The following is a 22,670-nucleotide window of genomic DNA, read 5'->3' as shown; positions in this document are numbered from 1 at the left end:
TGCCTGGCGGCTTTAGCGCGGTGGTCCCACCTGACCCCATGCCGAACTCAGAAGTGAAACGCCGTAGCGCCGATGGTAGTGTGGGGCCTCCCCATGCGAGAGTAGGGAACTGCCAGGCATCAAATAAGTGAAGAAACCCTGAACGAAAGTTCAGGGTTTTTTTACGTCTGCAAATTGGCGAAATCAATGCTAACAGCCACGAAGATCGCCAAAATACCGCTAAATGCGCTGCGAAAAAAGCTTGAAGTGCTCCGTAAAGTCCCCCATTTTTCCTCTCAAACACTGTCATTACGCCTCATCTATATGCAAAAAACGCATAAAACACCGCGTTGGTCGCGCAAAGATGTAGCATAAATAGACGGATCAGACCTCCAAATCCCGCTTTAAACTGAAACATTTTCATAATCCGCATGAAGACTCGACATTCAGCAGAAGCCAGGCTAACCTCGGGCATCTGGATGTCTAAACGTTTATACGGTTATCAGTAAGAGGTCAGTTAGCTATGCCAATCAGAATCCCCGACGAATTACCGGCAGTGAATTTTTTGCGTAATGAGAACGTGTTTGTCATGGCCTCATCGCGCGCCAGTGTTCAGGAGATTCGCCCGCTAAAAGTACTGATCCTCAACCTGATGCCAAAAAAGATCGAAACGGAAAATCAGTTCTTACGCTTACTCTCCAACTCGCCACTGCAGATCGACATACAGCTACTGCGCATCGACAGCCGTGAGTCACGCAATACGCCGAGCGAGCATCTCAATAACTTCTACTGCAACTTCGAAGATATTGAGCACGATAATTTCGATGGTCTGATCGTTACGGGTGCCCCGCTGGGATTGGTGGATTTCAATGACGTGGCATACTGGCCGCAGATTCAGCGTGTGCTGCACTGGGCGAAAGAACACGTCACATCCACGCTGTTTGTCTGTTGGGCGGTACAAGCCGCGCTGAACATTCTGTACGGCATTCCAAAGCAAACGCGTCAGAACAAACTTTCAGGCGTGTATGAACATCAAATCCTGCATCCGCATGCTTTGTTAACCCGTGGATTTGACGACAATTTCCTCGCGCCGCATTCGCGTTATGCTGATTTCCCGAGCCAGTTAATTCGCGACTATACCGATCTCGAGTTGTTTGCCGAATCTGACGCCACCGGGGCTTACCTGATGGCGAGCAAAGACAAGCGCCTGGCGTTTGTAACTGGCCATCCTGAATACGATGCGCTGACGTTATCCGGTGAATACCATCGTGATTATGATGCCGGGCTGCATCCGGAAGTACCATTTAACTACTTCCCACAAGACAATCCTGAACTGCCACCGCGTGCCACCTGGCGCAGCCACGGTAATCTGTTGTTCTCAAACTGGCTAAACTATTACGTTTACCAGATTACACCGTTCGATCTGCGTCATATGAACCCCACACTCGACTAAAGCAAAGCTCGCTTTTCTCGTTAAATGTGCCGTGACAGCCTCGTGCTGTCGCGGCATTTTTTTTGCCTTGCGCAAACTTGTGGAATCCATTGCCTTTAATTTGAGAGTTTAAATTACATATTTATCAGTACAATAAGGCGATTTAAAAATAAAAATGGAAATAGTTTTTGAAAACAATATAAAAATCATTATGCTCTGATCTTGCCGGTTAAAAATCACCCTACACCCGGATCCCCGTAAATGGGGACGGATCATAACAGGAGCAGCCCGCATGACAGATTCGGTTATCCACAATACGCTGACCTTCACTCAGCCCTTTACCTACGCGGAAAAGCAGCTGCTCACCCCGCAAGCCATCGACTTCCTGCACACACTGGTCGCGCGTTTTGCACCGGAACGTGAGCGCCTGTTAAAAGCACGTCAGCAGCGCCAGCAGCGTTACGATCAGGGTGCCTTACCTGACTTTGATTCGGAAACCACTTCCATTCGTGAACGTGACTGGCAGGTTCGCCCGATTCCCCAATTGCTGCGCGATCGTCGCGTCGAGATCACCGGCCCGCCGGATCGCAAAATGGTGATCAACGCGCTGAATGCGAACGTCAACGTCTTCATGGCCGATTTCGAGGATTCGCTGGCACCCACCTGGCAGAAATTGATGGATGGCCAGCTGACACTGCGGGATGCGGTCAACGGCACGCTGAACTTCACCAGTGAAGCGGGCAAGATCTACCAGCTGAAATCCGATCCTGCTCTGCTGATGTGTCGTGTACGTGGGCTGCATCTGAATGAAAAACACGTTGAGTGGCGCGATCGGGCCATTCCCGGCGGGCTGTTTGATTTTGCGCTTTACCTGTTCCACAACGTTGATGCGCTGCTTGAGAAGGGGCATGGCCCCTGGTTTTATCTGCCAAAAACCGAGCATGCATCTGAAGTGGCGTGGTGGCGTGAGATCTTCCGCTTTAGCGAGGATCGCTTTGATCTGCCGCGCGGCACCATCAAAGCCACGGTATTGATCGAAACGCTGCCAGCGGTATTCCAGATGGATGAGATCTTGTGGGAGCTGCGCGATCACGTGGTCGGCCTGAATTGTGGTCGCTGGGATTACATCTTCAGCTACATCAAAACCCTGGCACAGCACGGCGATCGCATTCTGCCGGACCGCCAGCAAATCAGTATGGATCAGCCCTTCCTCGATGCCTATTCACGGTTGCTGATCAAAACCTGCCACCGCCGCGGCGCACTGGCGATGGGCGGCATGTCCGCGCTGATTCCGAGCAAAGATGCCGAGCGTAATGCGTGGGTGATGCAGAAAGTACAAGAAGACAAAGCGCGTGAAGCCGGTAACGGCCATGACGGCACCTGGGTCGCGCATCCGGGGCTGGCCGATATCGCCATGGCTGAATTCGACCGTCAGCTCGGCAATCAGCCTAATCAGCTGCAGGTCAGCCGCGATCAGGATGCACCCATCACCGCCGAACGTCTGCTGCGGCCATGTCGGGGTCTGCGCACTGAAGCGGGTATGCGCGCCAACATTCGCGTGGCGTTGCAGTACCTTGAGGCGTGGATTGGGGGTAACGGCTGCGTGCCGATTGATGGGTTGATGGAGGATGCCGCCACGGCAGAAATTGCCCGCACCTCCATCTGGCAGTGGATTCATCACAAGCAGATCCTCAGCGATGGCCAACTGGTGACCGCCGAACTGTTTGAGCGGCTACTCGATGAAGAGATGCTGGCCCTGCAACAAACGTTGGGCGAGGAGCGCTTCCGTAGCGGACGCTTTGCCGATGCCGCCGCGCTGATGGCGCAAATCACCACGGATAACGAACTGGTTTCTTTCCTTACTCTGCCGGGCTACCGCCTGCTGCCATGAACCTGGAGATAACGCTATGAATCGTCACCAACAGATCAAACAACTGGAATCGAGCTGGAACGACGCGCGCTGGCAGGGCATTACCCGCCCCTACAGCGCGGAAGATGTTATCAACCTGCGTGGCTCAGTGAATCCGGCCTGCACGCTGGCAGAGCGCGGGGCGAATAAACTGTGGTCGCTGCTCAACGGTGAGTCCACCAAAGGGTATATCAACAGCCTCGGCGCCTTAACCGGCGGGCAGGCAATACAGCAAGCCAAAGCCGGAATAGAGGCGATCTATCTCTCCGGCTGGCAGGTTGCTGCGGATGCGAATATGGCCGGGCAGATGTATCCCGATCAGTCGCTCTATCCGGCGAACTCGGTGCCGAATGTGGTCGAGCGTATCAATCAGAGCTTCCAGCGCGCCGACCAGATTCAGTGGGCGAATGGTCTGTCGCCAGAAGATGAAGGCTTTATTGACTACTTCCTGCCGATTGTGGCGGATGCAGAAGCGGGATTTGGTGGCGTGCTCAATGCCTTCGAGCTGATGAAATCGATGATTCAGGCAGGTGCCGGTGCGGTGCACTTTGAAGATCAGCTGGCCTCGGTGAAGAAGTGTGGCCATATGGGTGGCAAAGTGTTAGTGCCCACTCAGGAAGCGATTCAGAAACTGGTGGCTGCGCGGCTGGCAGCTGATGTCATGGGCGTGCCGACGATATTGCTGGCACGCACCGATGCGGATGCCGCTGACTTGATTACCTCCGACTGTGACGAGCGCGATGCGCCGTTTATCACCGGGCAACGTACCGCTGAAGGGTTCTTCCGTACTCGCGCCGGTATTGAGCAGGCGATCAGCCGTGGCTTGTCGTATGCGCCGTACGCAGATGTATTGTGGTGCGAAACCTCGACGCCGGATCTCGAACTGGCGCAACGTTTTGCCGACGCGATTCACGCGCAGTATCCGGGCAAGTTGCTGGCCTACAACTGCTCGCCGTCATTCAACTGGAAGAAGAATCTCGACGATCGCACCATCGCCCGTTTCCAGCAGGCATTAAGCGACATGGGCTATCGCTTCCAGTTCATTACGCTGGCCGGCATTCATAGCATGTGGTTCAACATGTTCGATCTGGCACACGCGTATGCGCAGGGTGAAGGGATGCGCCATTACGTTGAGAAAGTGCAGCAGCCGGAATTTGCCGCGCGCGAAAAAGGCTACACCTTCTCCTCTCATCAGCAGGAAGTGGGCACCGGCTATTTTGATCGCATCACCAACGTGATTCAGGGCGGCCAGTCCTCAGTCACTGCGCTGACCGGTTCGACGGAAGCCGCGCAGTTCTGATCAGTCTGCATGCGTACCCTACGAAAATGGCACGACCCATTCGTAGGGTCGCCATTGATGGCGACTAAAACCGCATCGCGGACTTTCATCACGCCTGGCCCATGGATGGGCTCCCTTTGCCGGAGCGTTGCCGATGACACCAAGAGAATCTCTGATTGCCCACACCATTCTGCAAGGTTTCGACGCGCAGTATGGCCGCTTTCTGGATATCACCGCAGGCGCCCAGCAGCGCTTCGAGCAGGCCGACTGGCATGCCGTGCAGCAGGCAATGAAAGCGCGTATCCATCTTTACGATCACCATGTTGGATTGGTGACCAACCAACTGCGCATCCTCAATGATGTGTCAAACTGGGATGAAGCGTTCTGGCTGCGGGTAAAAAGCCACTATGAGACGCTGCTACCCGGTTATCCGCGCCATGAAATTGCCGAAAGCTTCTTTAATTCCGTCTATTGTCGCTTGCAGGGGCACAGCCATCTCGATCCCAATCGGCTGTTTATCTTCCCGTCGCAGCCCTATGTCGCCGCGCCGATGGCACAACGTCCATTGTCGCGGCTGTACCGTCCACAAGGCAGCTGGCATGAAGTATTAAGGCAGGTTCTGAACGATATTCCTTTGCGCTTGCCCTGGCAGGATATCACCCGCGATATCGGCTGGATCGTCCGCCACTTGCATGAACAGTTCAGCCCCGCTCAACTGGCCACCGCCACGCTGGATGTCGCCGGTGAACTGTTCTACCGCAATAAAACCGCCTGGATCGTGGCGCGATTACAGTTGAGTGATGGCATGGTGCCTTGCTTGCTGCCCATCCAGCGTGATGAGGCGGGACGCTTGTGGATCGACACCTGCTTAACCGACAGCGACGACGCCAGCATCGTGTTTGGCTTCGCCCGCGCCTACTTTATGGTATATGCACCCGTGCCTGCGGCGTTGGTTGCCTGGCTGCAACCGATTCTGCCGGGAAAAACTCTCGCCGAGCGCTACATGGCCATCGGCTGCCAGAAACACGGTAAAACCGAATGTTACCGTGAATACCTGCATTATCTGGCACACAGTGATGAAGAGTTCACTATCGCGCCCGGCATCCGCGGCATGGTGATGCTGGTGTTTACACTGCCTGGATTTGATCGCGTATTTAAGGTGATTAAAGATCGCTTCGCGCCGCAGAAAGAGGTCACCGATGCGCAGGTGCGGGATTGCTATCGCATGGTCAAAGAGCACGACCGCGTAGGACGCATGGCCGATACGCAAGAGTTTGAATATTTCGCGATACCGCGCGCACGTATTCCGGCAGCGCTGATGGAGGAATTTCAACGCGATATTCCGGAGAAGATGGAACTGCGTGACGACGTGCTGATCATTCGACATCTGTGGCTGGAGCGCCGTATGGAGCCACTCAATTTGTGGCTGGCGCAGGCCACACCAGAACAGCGTCAGCACGCGATTGGCGAATATGGCGATGCGATTCGCCAACTGGCGGCAGCGAACATTTTCCCCGGCGACATGCTATTTAAAAACTTCGGCATGACGCGTCACGGTCGCGTGGTGTTTTACGACTACGATGAAATTCGGCCTATGACCGAACTGCAGTTCCGCGATGTGCCGCCAGCACGTTACGAAGAGGATGAGCTGCAAGCCGAGCCGTGGTACAGCGTGGGGCCGGATGATGTGTTCCCGGAAACTTTCCGCTATGCGCTGTGCAGCGAGCCGGGCACCGGTAAGTTATTGCTCGCGCTGCACCCGCAGCTGTTTGATCCGTGCTGGTGGCGCGCGCTGCAAACGCGCATCCGGGAAGGGCACATCGAAGAAGTGATCGCCTGGCGCGCCGGACAGCGTTTCAGCGCGCGCTATGCATCAGTGGCCGCTTAGCGGCCAGAATAGGTCTGCGTCACCTGCCTGGCGGCACGGATCACCAGCGCGCCCAGTTCGGTCACACGGTCGTCGGTCATGCGTGCTATCGGGCCGGAAATCGAGATGGCGGCAAAAGGCTCGCCGTGCTCATCATAGATGGGTGCCGCCACGCAGCGCAGGCCCAGCGCGTGCTCTTCATCATCGTGCGAAAAGCCCATCTTACGGATCAGCGCCAGATTCTCTTTCAGGCTGTGCGGAGACATCAAAGTTTTCGGCGTGTAGTGGTGCAATCCTTTCTGATGCAACAGCGCGGTCACCTGCTCATCGCTGAGATGGGCGAGAAATGCTTTGCCTGCGCCAGACGCGTGCATCGGTAGCTTACCGCCAATCGGTGCCGACATACGCATCAGCTGCGTACACTGCACCTGGTCGATAATCACTGCCTGATAGTCGCTGAGATCCAGCACCGCCAGATTCACGGTCTCTCCGGCATCTTCCATCAGTTTACGCAGGATGGGATGCACAATCGCCAGCAGATTGCGGCTCTGAAGAAAACTGCTGCCGACCACAAAGGCATGTGAGCCGATGGTCCAGAAGCCCAGATCACCAACCTGATGCACAAATCCCTGCTGCTGCATGGTGGTCAGCAAGCGATGCGTGGTGGAGTTCGGTAAGCCGGCCTGTTGAGCCAGCTCGGTCAGCGCGACGCTGCCGTGAGATTCGGCGATCAGTTCGAGTAAACGCAAACCGCGCGTCAGGGATTGAACTTGCCCACCTGTCGGGGCGCTGGTGGCTGTTGCGGCACGCGGTTTTTTTCCACGTTTCGCCGGTACTGGGGTTGCCATAACGTCTCCACAATCGCATCAATGCTGGAAACCATTTTCGTTTTTGGGCGTATGAATGCAAACGCTGCTTTACTGGTCGGATCTGTAATGCTTTCAGGCTGAAAATGTCTCATCTGTCGTGACTTTTGCTCACCGGAAAGTTATGCCAGTATGTTTGGCTGGCATATTAGCCAACGCAATGACGTGGACGGGGCGAGAGTGAGCAATAAAACCGAAATGCTGCATCAGCAACTGGCACAACGCATTATGATTTTGGACGGTGGTATGGGCACCATGATCCAGAGTTATAAACTCAGCGAAGCCGATTTTCGTGGCAGCCGTTTTGCCGACTGGCCCTCCGATTTGAAAGGCAATAACGACCTGTTAGTGCTGACCAAACCTGAAGTGATCCGTGAAATCCACGATGCCTATCTCGCCGCTGGCGCAGATATTCTGGAAACCAACACCTTCAACTCCACCACCATTGCGATGGCTGATTACGCGATGGAAGCTTTGTCAGCGGAGATTAACTTTGAAGCGGCAAAACTGGCGCGCGCCAGTGCGGATGCATGGACGGTAAAAACACCTGACCGACCGCGCTATGTTGCGGGCGTGCTCGGCCCCACCAATCGCACCTGCTCCATCTCGCCGGATGTGAATGATCCTGCCTTCCGAAACGTCACCTTCAATCAGCTGGTGGAAGCCTACCGCGAATCAACGCATGCGCTGATTGAGGGTGGCTCAGACCTGATCATGATTGAGACGGTGTTCGATACCCTGAATGCCAAGGCGGCGATTTACGCGGTGCAGGTCGAGATGGAAGCGATGGGCGTGAAGCTGCCGGTGATGATCTCCGGTACCATTACCGATGCCTCGGGTCGCACACTCTCCGGCCAGACCACAGAAGGTTTCTACAACTCACTGCGTCACGCCGAGCCGCTGTCGTTTGGCCTGAACTGTGCGCTCGGTCCAGACGAGCTGCGCCAGTACGTGCAGGAGCTATCCCGCATTGCGGAAGGCTATGTCACTGCTCACCCTAACGCCGGTTTGCCGAATGCGTTTGGTGAATACGATTTAGATGCGGCAACCATGGCTGAACAGATCGGCGAATGGGCGCGAGCCGGTTTCCTGAATATCATCGGCGGCTGCTGCGGTACCACGCCGGAACATATCGCGGCGATGGCGGCGGCGGTTGAGGGCGTTGCCCCCCGCCAGCTGCCTGAAATCCCTGTTGCCTGCCGTCTGTCCGGTCTGGAACCCCTGAATATTCACGCTGATTCGCTGTTTGTGAACGTCGGTGAACGCACCAACGTCACGGGTTCGGCCAAATTTAAGCGTCTGATTAAAGAAGAGAAGTACAACGAAGCGTTGGATGTGGCCCGTCAGCAGGTGGAAAGCGGCGCGCAAATTATCGATATCAACATGGACGAAGGCATGCTGGATGCGGAAGCTGCGATGGTGCGCTTCCTCAACCTGATTGCCGGTGAACCCGATATCGCGCGCGTACCGATCATGATCGACTCCTCCAAGTGGGAGGTGATCGAGAAAGGGCTGCAGTGCATTCAGGGCAAAGGCATCGTTAACTCAATTTCGATGAAAGAGGGTGTTGAGCCATTTATCGAACACGCGCGTAAAGTGCGACGCTACGGTGCCGCCATGGTGGTGATGGCGTTTGATGAAGTCGGACAGGCGGATACCCGCGCACGTAAAATCGAAATCTGTCGCCGAGCCTACAAGATCCTGACGGAAGAGGTCGGTTTCCCGCCAGAAGACATCATTTTCGACCCAAACATCTTCGCAGTCGCCACCGGTATTGAAGAGCATAACAACTATGCGATGGACTTTATCGGCGCCTGTGAAGACATCAAGCGCGAGCTGCCGCATGCGATGATCTCCGGCGGCGTGTCTAACGTGTCGTTCTCGTTCCGTGGTAACGATCCAGTGCGCGAGGCGATTCACGCGGTGTTCCTCTATTACGCGATTCGCAATGGGATGGATATGGGCATCGTCAACGCCGGTCAGCTGGCGATCTATGACGACTTGCCCGCAGAACTGCGTGATGCGGTGGAAGATGTGGTGCTGAACCGTCGTGACGATGGCACTGAGCGTTTGCTGGAGCTGGCGGAGAAATATCGCGGTAGCAAGAGCGACGGTGAGCAGGAGAAGCAGCAGGCCGAATGGCGTAGCTGGGATGTGGTTAAACGTCTGGAATACTCGCTGGTAAAAGGCATCACAGAGTTTATTGAGCTGGACACCGAGGAGGCGCGTCAGGCTGCCGCAAGGCCCATTGAAGTGATTGAAGGGCCGCTGATGTCCGGCATGAACGTGGTCGGCGATTTGTTCGGCGAGGGTAAAATGTTCCTGCCGCAGGTAGTGAAATCGGCGCGCGTGATGAAGCAGGCGGTGGCTTATCTCGAACCTTATATTGAAGCCAGCAAAGAAGTCGGGCGCAGCAACGGTAAAATCGTGCTGGCGACGGTGAAGGGCGATGTGCATGACATCGGTAAAAACATTGTCGGCGTGGTGCTTCAGTGTAATAACTACGAAATTATCGATCTTGGCGTGATGGTGCCAAGTGACAAAATCCTGAAAACCGCCATTGCTGAAAATGCCGATATCATTGGGCTTTCCGGGCTGATTACGCCTTCGCTGGATGAGATGGTCAACGTGGCGAAAGAGATGGAGCGCCAGGGCTTCACCATCCCGTTACTGATTGGCGGTGCGACCACGTCGAAAGCGCATACGGCAGTGAAGATCGAGCAGAACTACAGTGGTCCAACGGTGTATGTGCAAAACGCCTCACGCACCGTGGGTGTTGTCTCTTCACTGCTCTCAGAAAGCCTCAAAGAGGAGTTTGTGGCCCGCACGCGCAAAGAGTACGACACGGTGCGCATTCAGCACGCACGTAAGAAGCCACGCACACCGCCGGTCAGCCTGCAAACCGCACGCGACAACGATTACGCCATCGACTGGGAAAGCTATACGCCGCCGGTCGCGCATCGCCTTGGGGTCAGCGCGGTTGAAGCCAGTATCGACACCCTCCGTAATTACATCGACTGGACGCCGTTCTTTATGACCTGGTCGCTGGCGGGGAAATACCCGCGCATTCTCGAAGATGAAGTGGTGGGTGAAGAGGCTAAACGCCTGTTTGCCGATGCCAACGCCATGTTGGACAGGCTCAGTGAAACCGGCACCCTCAATCCGCGTGGCGTAGTCGGTATTTTCCCGGCAAACCGCGTCGGAGACGATATTGAAGTCTACCGTGATGAAAACCGCGATCAGGTGATAGGTGTGAGCCATCACTTACGTCAGCAGACCGAGAAAACCGACTTCGCCAACTACTGCTTAGCTGACTTTGTCGCACCGAAATCCAGCGGTAAAGCCGATTATCTCGGCGCGTTTGCTGTCACCGGTGGACTGGAAGAGGATGCGCTGGCCGAAGCGTATGAGCAGCAGCATGATGATTACAACAAGATCATGGTCAAGGCGCTGGCAGATCGTCTGGCAGAAGCTTTTGCCGAATATCTGCATGAGCGGGTACGTAAGGTGATTTGGGGCTTTGCCGCTCATGAGAACCTGAGTAACGAAGAGTTGATTCGCGAAAATTATCAGGGCATTCGTCCTGCTCCGGGCTATCCGGCCTGTCCGGAACACACGGAGAAAGCGCAAATCTGGCAGTTGCTGGATGTGGAGACGCACACTGGCATGAAGCTCACGGAGTCCTTTGCTATGTGGCCGGGCGCGGCAGTATCCGGCTGGTATTTCAGCCATCCGGACAGCAAATACTTCGCTGTGGCGCAGATTCAGCGCGATCAGGTGGAAGATTACGCGGCGCGTAAAGGGATGAGTGTCAGCGAGGTTGAGCGCTGGCTGGCACCGAATCTGGGTTATGACGCGGATTGATGGGCTGATGGCGTAAAAGGATACGCAGAGCATTCAGTCGGGGCCCAACCAGGCAAGGCCCCGAAACCTCCAGGTATGCGCCTGGAGGTCAACGCCGTTTCAACCTTCCACACTTGTCGTTAATTAAACCGCGCATCACGATCTGACGTCATGTCATACAGTTGATATTTACGACCCAGCATCTGTCCGCCATCACGCGTTAACGGCACCCAGTTCACCTGTGCACGGCCACGCGTTGGCGTCACGGTAAACAGGTCCATTGGAATCGAAATATAGAAGCCTTTGGTGAAGTCGCCTTCGCCATAGGCTTCGGCGGACACGTTGGTTTTGGTGGCGTAGAAGCCAACCATCACGCCGCTGTCGAAGCGCTTCGACACATCGATCGTCACGCCTTTATCTTTCGCCAGATATTCACCGACGCTGGCTTTCACCAACACATCCTGCATAAACCACGGACGCCAGTACGCGGTGAAGTGTCCGGTTGGCGCTTTGTAGTCGGTGAACTGCATCATGTTGTCCCAGTCACGCTGTTTCACGTAGTTGGCATCAACACCAAAGGCCCAGTTGCTGTCGATTGGGCGATACAACACTTCTCCGCCGACACCGCCGTACATGGTTTCGAGATAACCGCCGTACACCTGGCCGTAGAAGCCATTGCCGAGGTAACCCATGTAGTTGGCTTGCAGGTCGTTAACGTAGACATTGTTCTCGACGTAGTCGCGAATATGGGTACGCACGCGCGGCAGGGTGGAGTCAGCCGGTGCGCCGTTGTAGTTAAATTTGTCGTAGTTATTGGCGAGGTTACCAAACAGGCTGCCGCTAACCAGCAGGTGATCGGTCAGTGCGTAATCAACGCTGCCCATCACGCCCAGTTGGTACATGTAGAAGCTTTCCGGCCCACCAACCGACTGATTGAGCACCGGTGCCAGATTGTAGTGAAGGCGATCTTTGCGGATAAAGAAGCCTTGTTCAGTCTCGCCAGGATCGACCGGATTCTCACGCGTCTGCTGCAGCGGCTGCTCATGACCCAGCGGGTAACCGCTCAGCGCATTGTGCAGACTGGCGACATCAGTGCGGGTGGTCACCTGCGGCATATTGAGACGCGACTCGGTGACATCTATGGTATCAATGCCGGCCGGCAGGTTGTTCATGATGATGCGATTGGCACGATCGACGCCCTCACGCGTATCGCGGTATTTCGTCTGTTCGCCAGAGACATACAGCGTACTGCCTTTGGTCTGGATGCGCGGACCGCTTAATCCGGCGTTGTACTTCAGATCGGTCAGCTGGTTGGCTACCACCGTCGGTTGCAACAGATCACCCTGCGGCTGCGGGTTATAAGCCGGTTTGGCACTATCAATGTGCGACTGGCGCAAATCGTTGAAGTTAGTGCGCACGGTCACGCCAAACATAAAGGTGTTGCCACGCTCATAACTGGCGTTGATATCGGCCCAATCGGTCAGGCGATAAATCGCTCCCACGTTGACCTTGCTGCGCTGTTCCAGACGTCCGGCAAAGTCATCCTGATAGTCATTGCCTTCATATTCCAGCTTCAGACGTAGCGGCTGCCAGGGGGTTTGATACTCCACGCCGCCAAACAGTGCTGCCGGACCGTGGAACATCTGGGAACCATTGATAGAACCCGCCGAGCCACCGCCGGTACGGCTACAGAAGCTATCGCTGTAGGAGCAGAACGGGTTTTTGATACTGCCGCTGTTACCGAGGTAGCCCCAGCCGATGCCCATGGTGAAATCAAACGGTCCCCAGGCTTTGGTTGCCACCAGATATTCACTGTCAAACAGGCCGGTACCGCCCAAATCACGCGATCCGACTGCCACTTCAGGCAGCCAGTAGCTCTCCTGCCACAGACGCAGCTTCACATCGAAGGCTTTGTCTTTATAGCTTTGATCGCCACTGAAGCCTTCAACTGCGCTATAGCGACGCGTGCGCACGTCGGTGTAACGCACGGTGGTTTCCAGCCACGGAAACAGCTGTAACGAAGCGGAGTAGTAACGGTATTGATCGTTATCGCGGAAGTTCAGGCTGAATTCACCCTCTTTCGCCATGCGTGCCGTGGGGGTCTGCATCAAACCCACGCCGCCGAAATCCGATTGTGATGGCCCGATGGGTTCCGGCCAGGTTTCCGCGTGCACCTGGCATGCCGCAGAGACAGAAGCAGCCAACAGGCTGAGAAGTAATTGTTTTTTCATCAGTCTGGAATCCGGTGTGTCAGAACAGAAAGCATGCGCGCATTCAAATCAGCTTTTCCCCACGGCAGGCTCCACGAGGTAAAGCCCAGCCAGATGATGCTGCCGGGTGCCACTTCCACGTGACGTTGATTCCAGTAGGCGACCGGCACCTGCTGCATCTGGCCCGAAGGCGAGATCACCGTGGCGAAACTGCGCTCGGCTCCTGACAGGCGATCGTGGGTATCAAGGTAATCACGCACGGTGCGACCGGGTTGCCAGCTTGCTTTGCCGGGATGTTCCAGCGCGCCGAGAATCAGCACCTGGTCAGGCTGAGGCAGCGTGTAGAGGTCGTAGCTGCCCTGTAGCGTGCGATTGGCTTCTGGACGCAGGCGTACCCAGTCAGGATCGAGTGAAGTGAACTGGCGTCCGGTAACTTGTATCGCGCTGAGCTGGTGGATTACTGCGCCAATTGTCGCTGCCAGCGCATCGCCGCTTTCGGCCTGCCAGGTGCGTAAATCAGCTAGCAACTGTTGCTGATGTTGCTGTGCGACCGCCGTTGCGCCACGTTCAGCGATCACCGTACCGGGCCACCAGGTGTGCAGTGCCGGGTTGGTGACCAGCTGCGCCAGATTCTGCGCATGATCGATCTGCAGGCTGTTTTGGTTGTGCAGGTTATGCACCGTTACCTGACTATCTGCCAGCGCATAACCGGCCGTCAGCAGCGCGATGGCCGTTAACAGAGGGGAGATTATTTTCATGATTTTGCCGGCTTCAGAATAGTGGTTTCAACTGGGAAGGCATCTGCGGCGAGCATTTGATTTGCCTGCAAAACGCTGCCATCACGGTTATCGATCCAGAAGGTGTTTTGCCATTCTGCGCCCAGGCTCTCCATGCGGACTGTCTCGATCCATACGCGACATGGCACGTGTTCGCCTGCCACATTCAGCACTGCGTCATCGCCGCGCTGAAATCGAGATACGGCGGTCGCGGCGCGCACGCGATCTTTCTCGCGCCACTGCACCACGCGGGTCCAGCTGGCGTTGTTTTGCAGATGCAGTGGATCGGCGAGCGGGTCTTGCGCCAGATTGCTGACCTCATCAAGGTTGCTGGCCAGCCCCAGTGTTTTGACGAGCCTGCCATGCTGCATCACCAGCATCGCCTTATCCTGAGTGATCCATTTCTGTTGGCCGTTTTCGTCATAACCGAGCACCACAAAAATGCGTGGCCCTTCATTAATCCGCGCATACAGGCTGGCGTAAGGGAGACTGGCAACCTGCTCATCGGTGACGGTGACATCATCCGGACCTTTCACGGCCAGCATCACGGTTTGTTCCAGGCCTTTTTGTGTTTGTGTGCAGGCCTGCAGCAGCAGGCAGAAAAGTAGCAAGGAGAGTCGGTGCACTGTGTATATCCCTGTCAAAAATAAAACCAGGCAAAAAATAACCACACGTCTGTGTGGTTATGTTTAAAGGTGCTACATCAACGCGTGGTGCTCGTTGTGGTGGTCGTTGTTGTGCCGGTATTTGCGCCGTCACCACCGCCAGCAGCAGCGATGCCGAGACCGACTAACGCGCCCAGTGCGCCGATACCCACAGCGGTCGTGGCACCGGTCGAGATTGCTCCCGCCTGCGCGCCCGCTGCAGCACCAGCTTCTTCCGATGCGGCAATCGCAGCGGAAGAAACGGCAACGTAAAGTAAGGCTGCACCGGCAACCATCAGTTTTTTCATAACAACGTTTCCTGCATTTTTAGAAACAAATGAATGAAGGATGTACCCTAATTTCGGGCGCGTTCAGTATAGGGCAACAAATTACCAGAGTTCATCGCCAGTAAAAGAGGGTGAAAAACAGGGGTTATTCTGGTGATAAATACGGCGAATTGGCGATAGCTGCTTTTTTTAAATGAATATTTTTCAGGTGGCGGGATATTTGAGTGGTTGTGGCTGACACGGCAGCATTTTTCACTTTTGCATTAAAAAATGGTACGGAATGGGATTAATCAGATTTTCCTGAGTGTGCTTTAATTTTTAATGATAGATTAATCAAATAGATGCTTATTTTTGGTGGGCGAATTAGATCCATTTTTTGATGAGTGCCATGCTATTCATTTTAAACAAACTCCGATTTTCCTTAGCGCATTTTAAGAATTATCTAACCGTAACGGGATCGCTAAATAACAAAATTGCGAGGTTTATCGCATGTTTGATAGAAATAAGGCGGCAATTAAGCCGCCTTATTCGTATCGGCAGGAAAATTAACGCCAGGATTTATAGCGGTTAATTAAGCCATTAGTGGAACTGTCGTGGCTGCTGATCTGCGATTCATTTTCCAGCTCTGGCAGAATACGGTTTGCCAGCTGTTTACCCAATTCAACACCCCATTGGTCAAAGGTGAAGATGTTGAGAATCGCGCCCTGGGTAAAGATCTTGTGTTCGTACAGCGCAATCAGTGCACCCAGGCTGAACGGGGTGATTTCACGCAGCAGGATGGAGTTGGTTGGGCGGTTACCCTCGAACACCTTGAACGGCACGATGTGGGCAACAGACTCAACGGATTTACCGGCATCGGTAAACTCTTTCTCCACCACATCACGAGATTTGCCAAACGCCAGCGCTTCGGTCTGCGCGAAGAAGTTCGACAGCAGTTTCGGATGGTGATCGGTCAGTGCGTTGTGGGTCTGCGCCGGGGCGATAAAGTCGCAAGGGATCAGTTTAGTGCCCTGATGAATCAGCTGATAAAACGCATGCTGGCCGTTGGTGCCAGGTTCGCCCCAGATAATTGGGCCGGTCTGGTAATCCACCGGGTTACCTTCGCGATCCACGTACTTACCGTTGGACTCCATGTTGCCCTGCTGGAAGTACGCTGCGAAACGGTGCATGTACTGGTCGTAAGGCAGGATGGCTTCGGTTTCGGCACCAAAGAAGTTGTTGTACCAGATACCGATCAGTGCCAGCAGCACCGGCAGGTTTTGCTCGGCTGGCGTGTTGGCGAAGTGGTTGTCCATCGCATGTGCGCCGCTCAGCAGCTGTTCGAAGTTCTCGAAGCCCACTGACAGGATGATCGACAAGCCAATCGCTGACCACAGTGAATAGCGACCGCCGACCCAGTCCCAGAACTCAAACATATTGTCGGTATCGATACCGAACTCGCCCACCGCTTTACCGTTGGTCGACAGCGCAGCAAAGTGTTTGGCGACATGCTGCTGGTCGCCCGCGGTTTTCAGGAACCAGTCGCGCGCGCTGTGGGCGTTGGTCATGGTCTCCTGCGTGGTGAAGGTTTTAGACGCCACGAGGAACAGGGTGGTTTCCGGGCTGAGATCTTTCAGCGTTTCGGCAATGTGCGTGCCATCAACGTTAGAAACAAAGTGCATGTTCAGGTGATTTTTATACGGGCGCAGCGCCTCAGTCACCATGAATGGACCGAGATCCGAACCGCCGATACCGATGTTCACCACGTCGGTGATCGCTTTGCCGGTATAACCTTTCCACTCGCCGCTGATGATGCGCTCAGAGAAGCCTTTCATCTTCGCCAGCACCGCATTCACTTCTGGCATCACATCTTTGCCATCCACGATGATTGGCGTGTTGCTGCGATTACGCAAAGCAACGTGCAGCACGGCACGCTCTTCGGTGCGGTTAATCTTCTCGCCAGAGAACATGGATTTGATGGCGCCCGCCAGATCGGTCTCTTTTGCCAGCGCCTGTAACTTATCGAGGGTTTCCTGGGTGATGCGGTTTTTTGAGAAATCCACCAGCATCTGGTCATCGAAGGTGGCAGAGAATTTCGCAAAACGATCGGCATCATCTTTAAACAGGTCGGCGATTTGCACCGATTTCATCTGGTCAAAATGCTGCTGCAGCGCTTTCCAGGCTGCGGTTTGTTTCGGATTGATATTTTTCATGGCAACACTCTTGTTGAAATAAGAACCGTCATTCCAGCCGGGCGCGTCCTGCTGGCCCAGCGTGCTAAGCATTTCTTGTGGCTGATACGCTACCGCGAACGGGTTTCAGTATGACCACAGTTGCAAACGAAGGGAAAAAATTTGTGACCGTGGCCGCAAGGTTTCAGGTTAATCCGGCGGTGATTGTCGATGTTCTGGCAAAAAAATTCCCTGTGCCGCATCAGCAAAAAGCCGCGTTTTTGCGCGCCGTTGACTACTTTAGGCGGGTGTGGCTGCCAGCGTTTGTTCTGCGATGCGCTGGCGTAATTCTAAAAAAGAATTTTCAACGTGTTGCAAGGCTGGACAGCAGCAAAATTAATCAGTATTTTGTGCCCGCGACTTGCACCTTTGGGTGCAAGCCAGAAGAGGCGCGTCGCCCAGGCAGTGTGTTTGAGGATCCGTATCCAGCGACAACACATCATGGGGTGCGACGCCGAGATGGAACAACACGCGGAGTGTTGTCCTGTCGGCTGCAGGGGCTGAATCCTCTGGGTTGTCACCAGAAGCGTCCGCAGTCGGACGTTTCGCAAGGTGAAGTGCTTTTGGTGACTCATCTCCTGATCTTGTCTGTCCAATTCTGCTCTTCTCTTGTGCCAAGGCTGAAATCACCTCTTCCGTTTAACCACGGGAGAAAGCTAATCTGACACGAGGTTCGTAACATGTCTCAAAACCTGATCGTGGCAAAATTTGGCGGCACCAGCGTTGCCGATTTTGATGCCATGAACCGCAGTGCGGATGTTGTGCTCTCTGATGCCAATACCCGTTTAGTGGTGCTCTCTGCGTCTGCTGGCGTGACTAATCTGCTGGTTTCTCTGGCTGAAGGCCGGGAACTGGAGCAGCGCGCACACCTGCTGGACGAAATTCGCAACATTCAATACGCCATCATTGATCGCCTGCAATCCCCTGAAGTGATTCGCCAGGAGATTGATCGCATGCTGGAAAACATCCTGATGCTGGCGGAAGCGACTGCGCTGGCGACCTCACATGCGCTGACCGATGAGTTGGTAAGCCACGGTGAGCTGATGTCGACCCTGCTGTTCGTGGAAGTGCTGCGTGAGCGTCAGGTCAATGCCGAATGGTTTGATGTGCGTAAAGTGATGCGCACCAGCGACCGTTTTGGTCGTGCTGAGCCTGATGTTGCCACGCTGAAAGAGCTGTCCACCGCGCAACTGGCTCCACGTGTTGCAGAAGCACTGGTCGTTACTCAGGGCTTTATTGGTAGCGAAGGCAAAGGGCGCACCACCACGCTGGGACGTGGCGGCAGCGACTATACCGCAGCACTGTTGGGAGAAGCCCTGCAGGCGTCGCGTGTGGATATCTGGACTGACGTGGCCGGTATCTACACCACCGACCCGCGTGTGGTGCCCACCGCGAAACGCATCGAAGAAATTACCTTCGAAGAAGCGGCTGAAATGGCAATCTTCGGCGCGAAAGTGCTGCATCCGGCGACCTTGCTGCCAGCTGTGCGCAGTGACATTCCGGTGTTCGTGGGTTCGAGCAAAGATCCGGCTGCCGGTGGCACGCGGGTGTGCAATGAAACCCAGAATCCACCGCTGTTCCGTGCGCTGGCACTGCGTCGTAAGCAAACGCTGATGACGCTGCACAGCCTGAACATGCTGCACGCGCACGGCTTCCTGGCTGAAGTGTTCGCAATTCTGGCTCGCCATAACATCTCCGTCGATCTGGTCACCACGTCAGAAGTGAGCGTGGCGCTGACGCTGGATACCACCGGTTCTTCGACCACCGGTGAGAGCCTGTTGACGCAAGCACTGCTGACCGAACTCTCTTCACTGTGCCGCGTGGAGGTGGAAGAGAACCTGGCGCTGGTGGCGATTATCGGCAACAACCTGTCGAAAGCCTGCGGTGTCGGTAAAGAGGTGTTTGGTGCCCTTGAGCCGTTTAATCTGCGCATGATTTGCTACGGTGCCAGCAGCTATAACCTGTGCTTCCTGGTGCCAACGCCAGACGCAGAAGAAGTGGTGCGCGCGCTGCATAAGAATCTTTTTGGTTCTTAAGGCAAATTTTTAGCGCAATCCATCAAGCCGGACCTGGTCCGGCTTTTTTATTTTATAAATTTCGTTAAACAATAAATTAAGCCAAACGGCAGCGCATTTTTCGCACCAGTGATTTCTTGATAACCCCATGATTCATAGCTATTTACTTCGTTTTCCCCACTGGAATTGTCTTCATATCCCACTACGCTGCTAATCAGCGGTTACGTTTTAATCGCTCTTATCGATTGTCCCAATGAGAAAACATTCAATTTTTGAGGGAATGGCTATGCAAAGATTGGTTGCTGAAGGGGTAGGCACGTTTGTTCTGGTGTTAGGCGGGTGTGGCAGCGCGGTATTAGCCGCTACCTTCCCACAAGTGGGGATTGGTTTTGCCGGCGTGGCGCTGGCATTTGGTTTAACGGTGCTGGTGATGGCCTTCGCTGTAGGGCACATTTCCGGTGGGCATTTTAATCCGGCCGTCACCATAGGGTTGACGGTGGGAGGGCGTTTCCCGGCCGCTCAGGTGATCCCTTACATCATCGTGCAGTTAATCGGCGCCGCAGCCGCAGGCGGCGTGTTGTATCTGATTGCCAGCGGTAAACCCGGCTTTGATGCCGCTGCCAGCGGGTTCGCTTCGAATGGCTATGGCGAGCATTCACCGGGCGGATTTAGCCTGCATGCCGGGATGATCTGTGAAACGGTGATGACGGCAATCTTCCTGGTGGTGATCATGGGCGCGACCGATAAACGCGCACCGGCCGGTTTCGCACCGATTGCCATTGGGCTGGCGCTAACGCTGATCCACCTGGTGAGCATTCCGGTGACCAATACCTCCGTCAATCCAGCACGCAGCACCGGTGTGGCGATTTTCCAGGGCGGTTGGGCATTGCAGCAACTCTGGATGTTCTGGCTGATGCCGATCATCGGTGCGGCAATCGGTGGTGTGATCTACCGCGTTTTACTGGAAAAAGCAGAGTAATTTCTCTACAAAGCGCGGATCGACCGCAGACGATCCGCATTTTATCCTGCCAGCGACTTCCCGCCTTACGTCACGATAATGAAATGTTATGATCCCGCGTCCGTCGCTGTGGTCGTTCCCCGCGCGGCACTTCATCTGTGGCATATGAAATAAATTAAAAAATATCTAAGGAAGTCTCTCCATGCTCGCCAAATTAACCCGCCTGTTCCCGCTCTGGGCCGTGCTGCTCTCGGTCGCGGCGTATTACTCGCCCTCGACATTCCTCGGCATTGGGCCGTGGGTCACTTACCTGCTAATGCTGATCATGTTCGGCATGGGTGTGACGCTAAATATTGATGATTTCAAACGTGTGCTGACACGTCCGGCACCGGTTATCGCCGGCACCTTTTTGCACTATCTGGTGATGCCACTCGCCGCCTGGGGCCTGGCTAAGCTATTCCACATGCCGCCGGACCTTTCAGCCGGGATGATCCTGGTGGGCAGCGTGGCCAGCGGTACCGCGTCCAACGTGATGATCTATCTGGCGAAGGGCGATGTGGCCCTGTCCGTGACCATCTCTTCAGTGTCTGCGCTGGTGGGTGTTTTCGCCACGCCGCTACTGACGCGCTTCTATGTCGATACTCACATTCAGGTCGATGTGATCGGCATGCTGCTCAGCATTATTAAAATCGTGGTTATCCCGATTGGTCTGGGTCTGATCATCCACCACTCAATGAACAGCGTGGTGCGCCGTGTTGAGCCCTATCTGCCGGCATTTTCCATGGTCTGCATTCTGCTGATTATCAGCGCAGTGGTAGCGGGTTCTCAGGGCTTTATCGGTTCTGTCGGCCTGGTGGTGATTGCGGCGGTGATCCTGCATAACGCCATCGGCCTGCTGGGCGGTTACTGGGGCGGCAAGCTGTTTGGCTTTGACGAATCCACCTGCCGCACGCTGGCACTGGAAGTGGGTATGCAGAACTCCGGTCTGGCGGCAACGCTGGGCAAACTCTACTTCTCGCCACTGGCCGCCTTGCCGGGTGCGCTGTTCTCGGTGTGGCACAACCTGTCAGGTTCGCTGCTGGCCGGTTACTGGTCGGGCAAACCGATTGAGAAGAAGCAGAAGTAATCCTGCGAGCGGGCGGCCAAAGTGCCGCCCGCTGTCTATTTACTTACGCGCTACCGAAGCAGGGAATGCGAGGAAAGGGAACAGCAGATAGGGCGCGATGAGCAAGAGAATAAAAACACCTCGCGAATAACCCGCATCATTAATCCTTCGGCTGCCACAAGACAGCAACGGCAGAATAAACAGCAGCAGCGGCACGAAAGCAATTTCGCCACTCTTCATGGCAAACAGCTGCAGGTAGAGGCAAAACCAAACCACCTGAAACACGAGGAACACCACGTAGCCTGCACGTCTTTCCAGCCCACAAAAGTTAAATGTCTTGAGAAAGCCATCTTTGATAATCGTAAAAAATCGGGTTAACAGCATCTTCCCTTCCTATGGCTACAGTTTCAGATAAGCGCGGATCCCATCCAGGAACATCTGCGTTGCCAGCATAATCAAAATCAAGCCCATCAACCGCTCCAGCGCGTTAACGCCTTTGTCGCCCAACAGGCGTAAAAACAGTCCTGACATCAGCAGAATGACCACGGTAACGCCCCAGGCAATCAGCAATGCGCCAACCAAATGTGACATCTGATTGGGATATTGATGTGACAGCAGCATCAGCGTGGCTAACAGCGAAGGGCCTGCAACCAGCGGAATCGCCAGCGGCACCAGAAACGGTTCTTCACCTGCAGGTAATCCGCTGGTACTGGTTTCGCCAGAGGGAAAAATCATGCGGATGGCGATGAGGAACAGGATGATGCCGCCGGAGATCGAGACGGTTTCGGTGCGCAAATTCAGGAACGCCAGAATACGTTCGCCGGTAAACAGGAACAGCAGCATGATGATCAGTGCGATCAGCATTTCACGTATTAGCACCGCGCGCCGGCGCTTGGGTTCGAGATGCTTAAGCACCGACATAAAAATCGGCAGGTTGCCTAGCGGATCCATAATCAACAGCAGCAATATGGTCGCAGATATCATTTCAGTCATAGGTAAAAGCCATCCCTTGTTCCCTTCATTCTTCAACTGAGGTGCGTTGGCGGCGATGGGCTTCCGGAGCGCTGACTCGCGTAGCCGATCGAGATACTCCGAATTTCCGCCTGCACGTACCTCGATTCATTGAGGGGAGTATTAGTTGTACTGCTGAAAAAGTTGGCGCAATCGAATTAATTCACTTGCCAGAAAGCCTGCATTTTGTAGAGTTGGAGGTCGCAGGTAAACCTGATTATTACGCAGATCAACTGGATATTCCGCTTGGTCTTTTCCTCGCACCACGAAGGGCACAGT

At 54.7% G+C, this 22,670-nt stretch carries 16 protein-coding genes, 1 rRNA gene and 1 riboswitch; of the genes, 9 read left to right on the top strand and 8 right to left on the bottom strand.

What is annotated here, in order from left to right; translation table 11 throughout:
* The first annotated feature begins 2 nt into the window (after window positions 1-2).
* From rrf to aceK, 5 genes are all read left to right on the top strand, one after another.
* Window positions 3-118, top strand: a 5S ribosomal RNA gene (gene rrf, locus H7A81_RS01255).
* Window positions 119-502: 384 nt separating this feature from the next.
* Window positions 503-1,432, top strand: a complete 930-nt coding sequence (gene metA, locus H7A81_RS01250; protein ID WP_034827128.1) for a homoserine O-succinyltransferase — start codon at window positions 503-505, stop codon at window positions 1,430-1,432.
* Between the two features lie 271 nt (window positions 1,433-1,703).
* Window positions 1,704-3,302: a malate synthase A gene (aceB, locus tag H7A81_RS01245; RefSeq protein WP_166933976.1), complete on the top strand. Its 1,599-nt coding sequence runs from the start codon at window positions 1,704-1,706 to the stop codon at window positions 3,300-3,302.
* Window positions 3,303-3,318: 16 nt separating this feature from the next.
* Entirely contained in the window at window positions 3,319-4,620 is a 1,302-nt protein-coding gene (aceA, locus tag H7A81_RS01240) for an isocitrate lyase (protein WP_058960030.1), read from the top strand.
* A 133-nt stretch (window positions 4,621-4,753) separates the two neighbouring features.
* Window positions 4,754-6,487, top strand: coding sequence for a bifunctional isocitrate dehydrogenase kinase/phosphatase (gene aceK / locus H7A81_RS01235; RefSeq protein ID WP_166933974.1), 1,734 nt, complete (start codon window positions 4,754-4,756; stop codon window positions 6,485-6,487).
* Here the strand turns inward: aceK and iclR are convergent.
* Window positions 6,484-7,314, bottom strand: a complete 831-nt coding sequence (gene iclR, locus H7A81_RS01230; protein WP_182056480.1) for a glyoxylate bypass operon transcriptional repressor IclR — start codon at window positions 7,312-7,314, stop codon at window positions 6,484-6,486. The genes aceK and iclR overlap by 4 nt on opposite strands.
* 198 nt (window positions 7,315-7,512) lie before the next feature.
* On the opposite strand from iclR, the gene metH reads away from it, so the two are divergent.
* Window positions 7,513-11,196: a methionine synthase gene (metH, locus tag H7A81_RS01225; protein WP_166933970.1), complete on the top strand. Its 3,684-nt coding sequence runs from the start codon at window positions 7,513-7,515 to the stop codon at window positions 11,194-11,196.
* A gap of 119 nt (window positions 11,197-11,315) precedes the next feature.
* On the opposite strand, the gene H7A81_RS01220 is transcribed toward metH, so the two are convergent.
* The 5 genes from H7A81_RS01220 to pgi all read right to left on the bottom strand — a co-directional run bounded on the left by H7A81_RS01220 (window position 11,316) and on the right by pgi (window position 17,284).
* Window positions 11,316-13,406, bottom strand: a complete 2,091-nt coding sequence (locus H7A81_RS01220) for a YjbH domain-containing protein (RefSeq protein ID WP_182056479.1) — start codon at window positions 13,404-13,406, stop codon at window positions 11,316-11,318.
* A complete protein-coding gene (locus H7A81_RS01215; protein WP_182056478.1) occupies window positions 13,406-14,143 on the bottom strand; it encodes a capsule biosynthesis GfcC family protein in 738 nt (245 codons plus the stop codon). Before H7A81_RS01215 ends, H7A81_RS01220 begins: the two co-directional genes overlap by 1 nt.
* Window positions 14,140-14,787, bottom strand: a complete 648-nt coding sequence (locus H7A81_RS01210) for a YjbF family lipoprotein (protein WP_166933966.1) — start codon at window positions 14,785-14,787, stop codon at window positions 14,140-14,142. The genes H7A81_RS01215 and H7A81_RS01210 overlap by 4 nt, the downstream gene beginning before the upstream one ends.
* A 77-nt stretch (window positions 14,788-14,864) precedes the next feature.
* Entirely contained in the window at window positions 14,865-15,113 is a 249-nt protein-coding gene (gene yjbE, locus H7A81_RS01205) for an exopolysaccharide production protein YjbE (RefSeq protein WP_182056477.1), read from the bottom strand.
* 524 nt (window positions 15,114-15,637) lie between these two features.
* Window positions 15,638-17,284, bottom strand: coding sequence for a glucose-6-phosphate isomerase (pgi, locus tag H7A81_RS01200; protein WP_182056476.1), 1,647 nt, complete (start codon window positions 17,282-17,284; stop codon window positions 15,638-15,640).
* Between the two features lie 394 nt (window positions 17,285-17,678).
* Window positions 17,679-17,873, top strand: a riboswitch (Lysine riboswitch).
* Window positions 17,874-17,982: 109 nt separating this feature from the next.
* Here pgi and lysC point away from each other — a divergent pair.
* The 3 genes from lysC (at window position 17,983) to panS (ending at window position 21,401) form a co-directional block, all read left to right on the top strand.
* Window positions 17,983-19,338 carry a lysine-sensitive aspartokinase 3 gene (lysC, locus tag H7A81_RS01190; RefSeq protein ID WP_034827106.1) on the top strand — a complete coding sequence of 452 codons (1,356 nt, stop codon included), beginning with the start codon at window positions 17,983-17,985 and terminating at the stop codon, window positions 19,336-19,338.
* A gap of 265 nt (window positions 19,339-19,603) precedes the next feature.
* The gene (gene aqpZ, locus H7A81_RS01185) at window positions 19,604-20,296 is read left to right on the top strand and encodes an aquaporin Z (RefSeq protein ID WP_166933964.1); all 693 of its coding nucleotides are present in this window, start codon (window positions 19,604-19,606) and stop codon (window positions 20,294-20,296) included.
* A 181-nt stretch (window positions 20,297-20,477) separates the two neighbouring features.
* Window positions 20,478-21,401: a ketopantoate/pantoate/pantothenate transporter PanS gene (gene panS / locus H7A81_RS01180; protein ID WP_034827093.1), complete on the top strand. Its 924-nt coding sequence runs from the start codon at window positions 20,478-20,480 to the stop codon at window positions 21,399-21,401.
* 39 nt (window positions 21,402-21,440) lie between these two features.
* Here panS and H7A81_RS01175 read toward each other — a convergent pair whose 3' ends face one another.
* Window positions 21,441-21,764, bottom strand: a complete 324-nt coding sequence (locus H7A81_RS01175; RefSeq protein ID WP_182056474.1) for a DUF805 domain-containing protein — start codon at window positions 21,762-21,764, stop codon at window positions 21,441-21,443.
* 15 nt (window positions 21,765-21,779) lie between these two features.
* On the bottom strand, window positions 21,780-22,373 hold the full coding sequence (locus tag H7A81_RS01170) for a YhgN family NAAT transporter (RefSeq protein WP_034827091.1): 594 nt from the start codon (window positions 22,371-22,373) through the stop codon (window positions 21,780-21,782).
* Between the last annotated feature and the right edge of the window lie 297 nt (window positions 22,374-22,670).

It is taken from the genome of Pantoea sp. ME81 (assembly GCF_903970985.1).
Lineage (GTDB): Bacteria > Pseudomonadota > Gammaproteobacteria > Enterobacterales > Enterobacteriaceae > Pantoea > Pantoea communis.
This window is presented reverse-complemented; position numbering and strand designations above follow the sequence as displayed.

Excerpts from the sequence above, each read along its gene's own strand:
- metA (WP_034827128.1), top strand. The coding sequence starts at position 503 with ATGCCAATCAGAATCCCCGACGAATTACCGGCAGTGAATTTTTTGCGT.
- aceB (WP_166933976.1), top strand. The coding sequence starts at position 1,704 with ATGACAGATTCGGTTATCCACAATACGCTGACCTTCACTCAGCCCTTT.
- aceA (WP_058960030.1), top strand. The coding sequence starts at position 3,319 with ATGAATCGTCACCAACAGATCAAACAACTGGAATCGAGCTGGAACGAC.
- aceK (WP_166933974.1), top strand. The coding sequence starts at position 4,754 with ATGACACCAAGAGAATCTCTGATTGCCCACACCATTCTGCAAGGTTTC.
- iclR (WP_182056480.1), bottom strand. The coding sequence starts at position 7,314 with ATGGCAACCCCAGTACCGGCGAAACGTGGAAAAAAACCGCGTGCCGCA.
- H7A81_RS01220 (WP_182056479.1), bottom strand. The coding sequence starts at position 13,406 with ATGAAAAAACAATTACTTCTCAGCCTGTTGGCTGCTTCTGTCTCTGCG.
- H7A81_RS01215 (WP_182056478.1), bottom strand. The coding sequence starts at position 14,143 with ATGAAAATAATCTCCCCTCTGTTAACGGCCATCGCGCTGCTGACGGCC.
- yjbE (WP_182056477.1), bottom strand. The coding sequence starts at position 15,113 with ATGAAAAAACTGATGGTTGCCGGTGCAGCCTTACTTTACGTTGCCGTT.
- pgi (WP_182056476.1), bottom strand. The coding sequence starts at position 17,284 with ATGAAAAATATCAATCCGAAACAAACCGCAGCCTGGAAAGCGCTGCAG.
- lysC (WP_034827106.1), top strand. The coding sequence starts at position 17,983 with ATGTCTCAAAACCTGATCGTGGCAAAATTTGGCGGCACCAGCGTTGCC.
- aqpZ (WP_166933964.1), top strand. The coding sequence starts at position 19,604 with ATGCAAAGATTGGTTGCTGAAGGGGTAGGCACGTTTGTTCTGGTGTTA.
- panS (WP_034827093.1), top strand. The coding sequence starts at position 20,478 with ATGCTCGCCAAATTAACCCGCCTGTTCCCGCTCTGGGCCGTGCTGCTC.
- H7A81_RS01175 (WP_182056474.1), bottom strand. The coding sequence starts at position 21,764 with ATGCTGTTAACCCGATTTTTTACGATTATCAAAGATGGCTTTCTCAAG.
- H7A81_RS01170 (WP_034827091.1), bottom strand. The coding sequence starts at position 22,373 with ATGACTGAAATGATATCTGCGACCATATTGCTGCTGTTGATTATGGAT.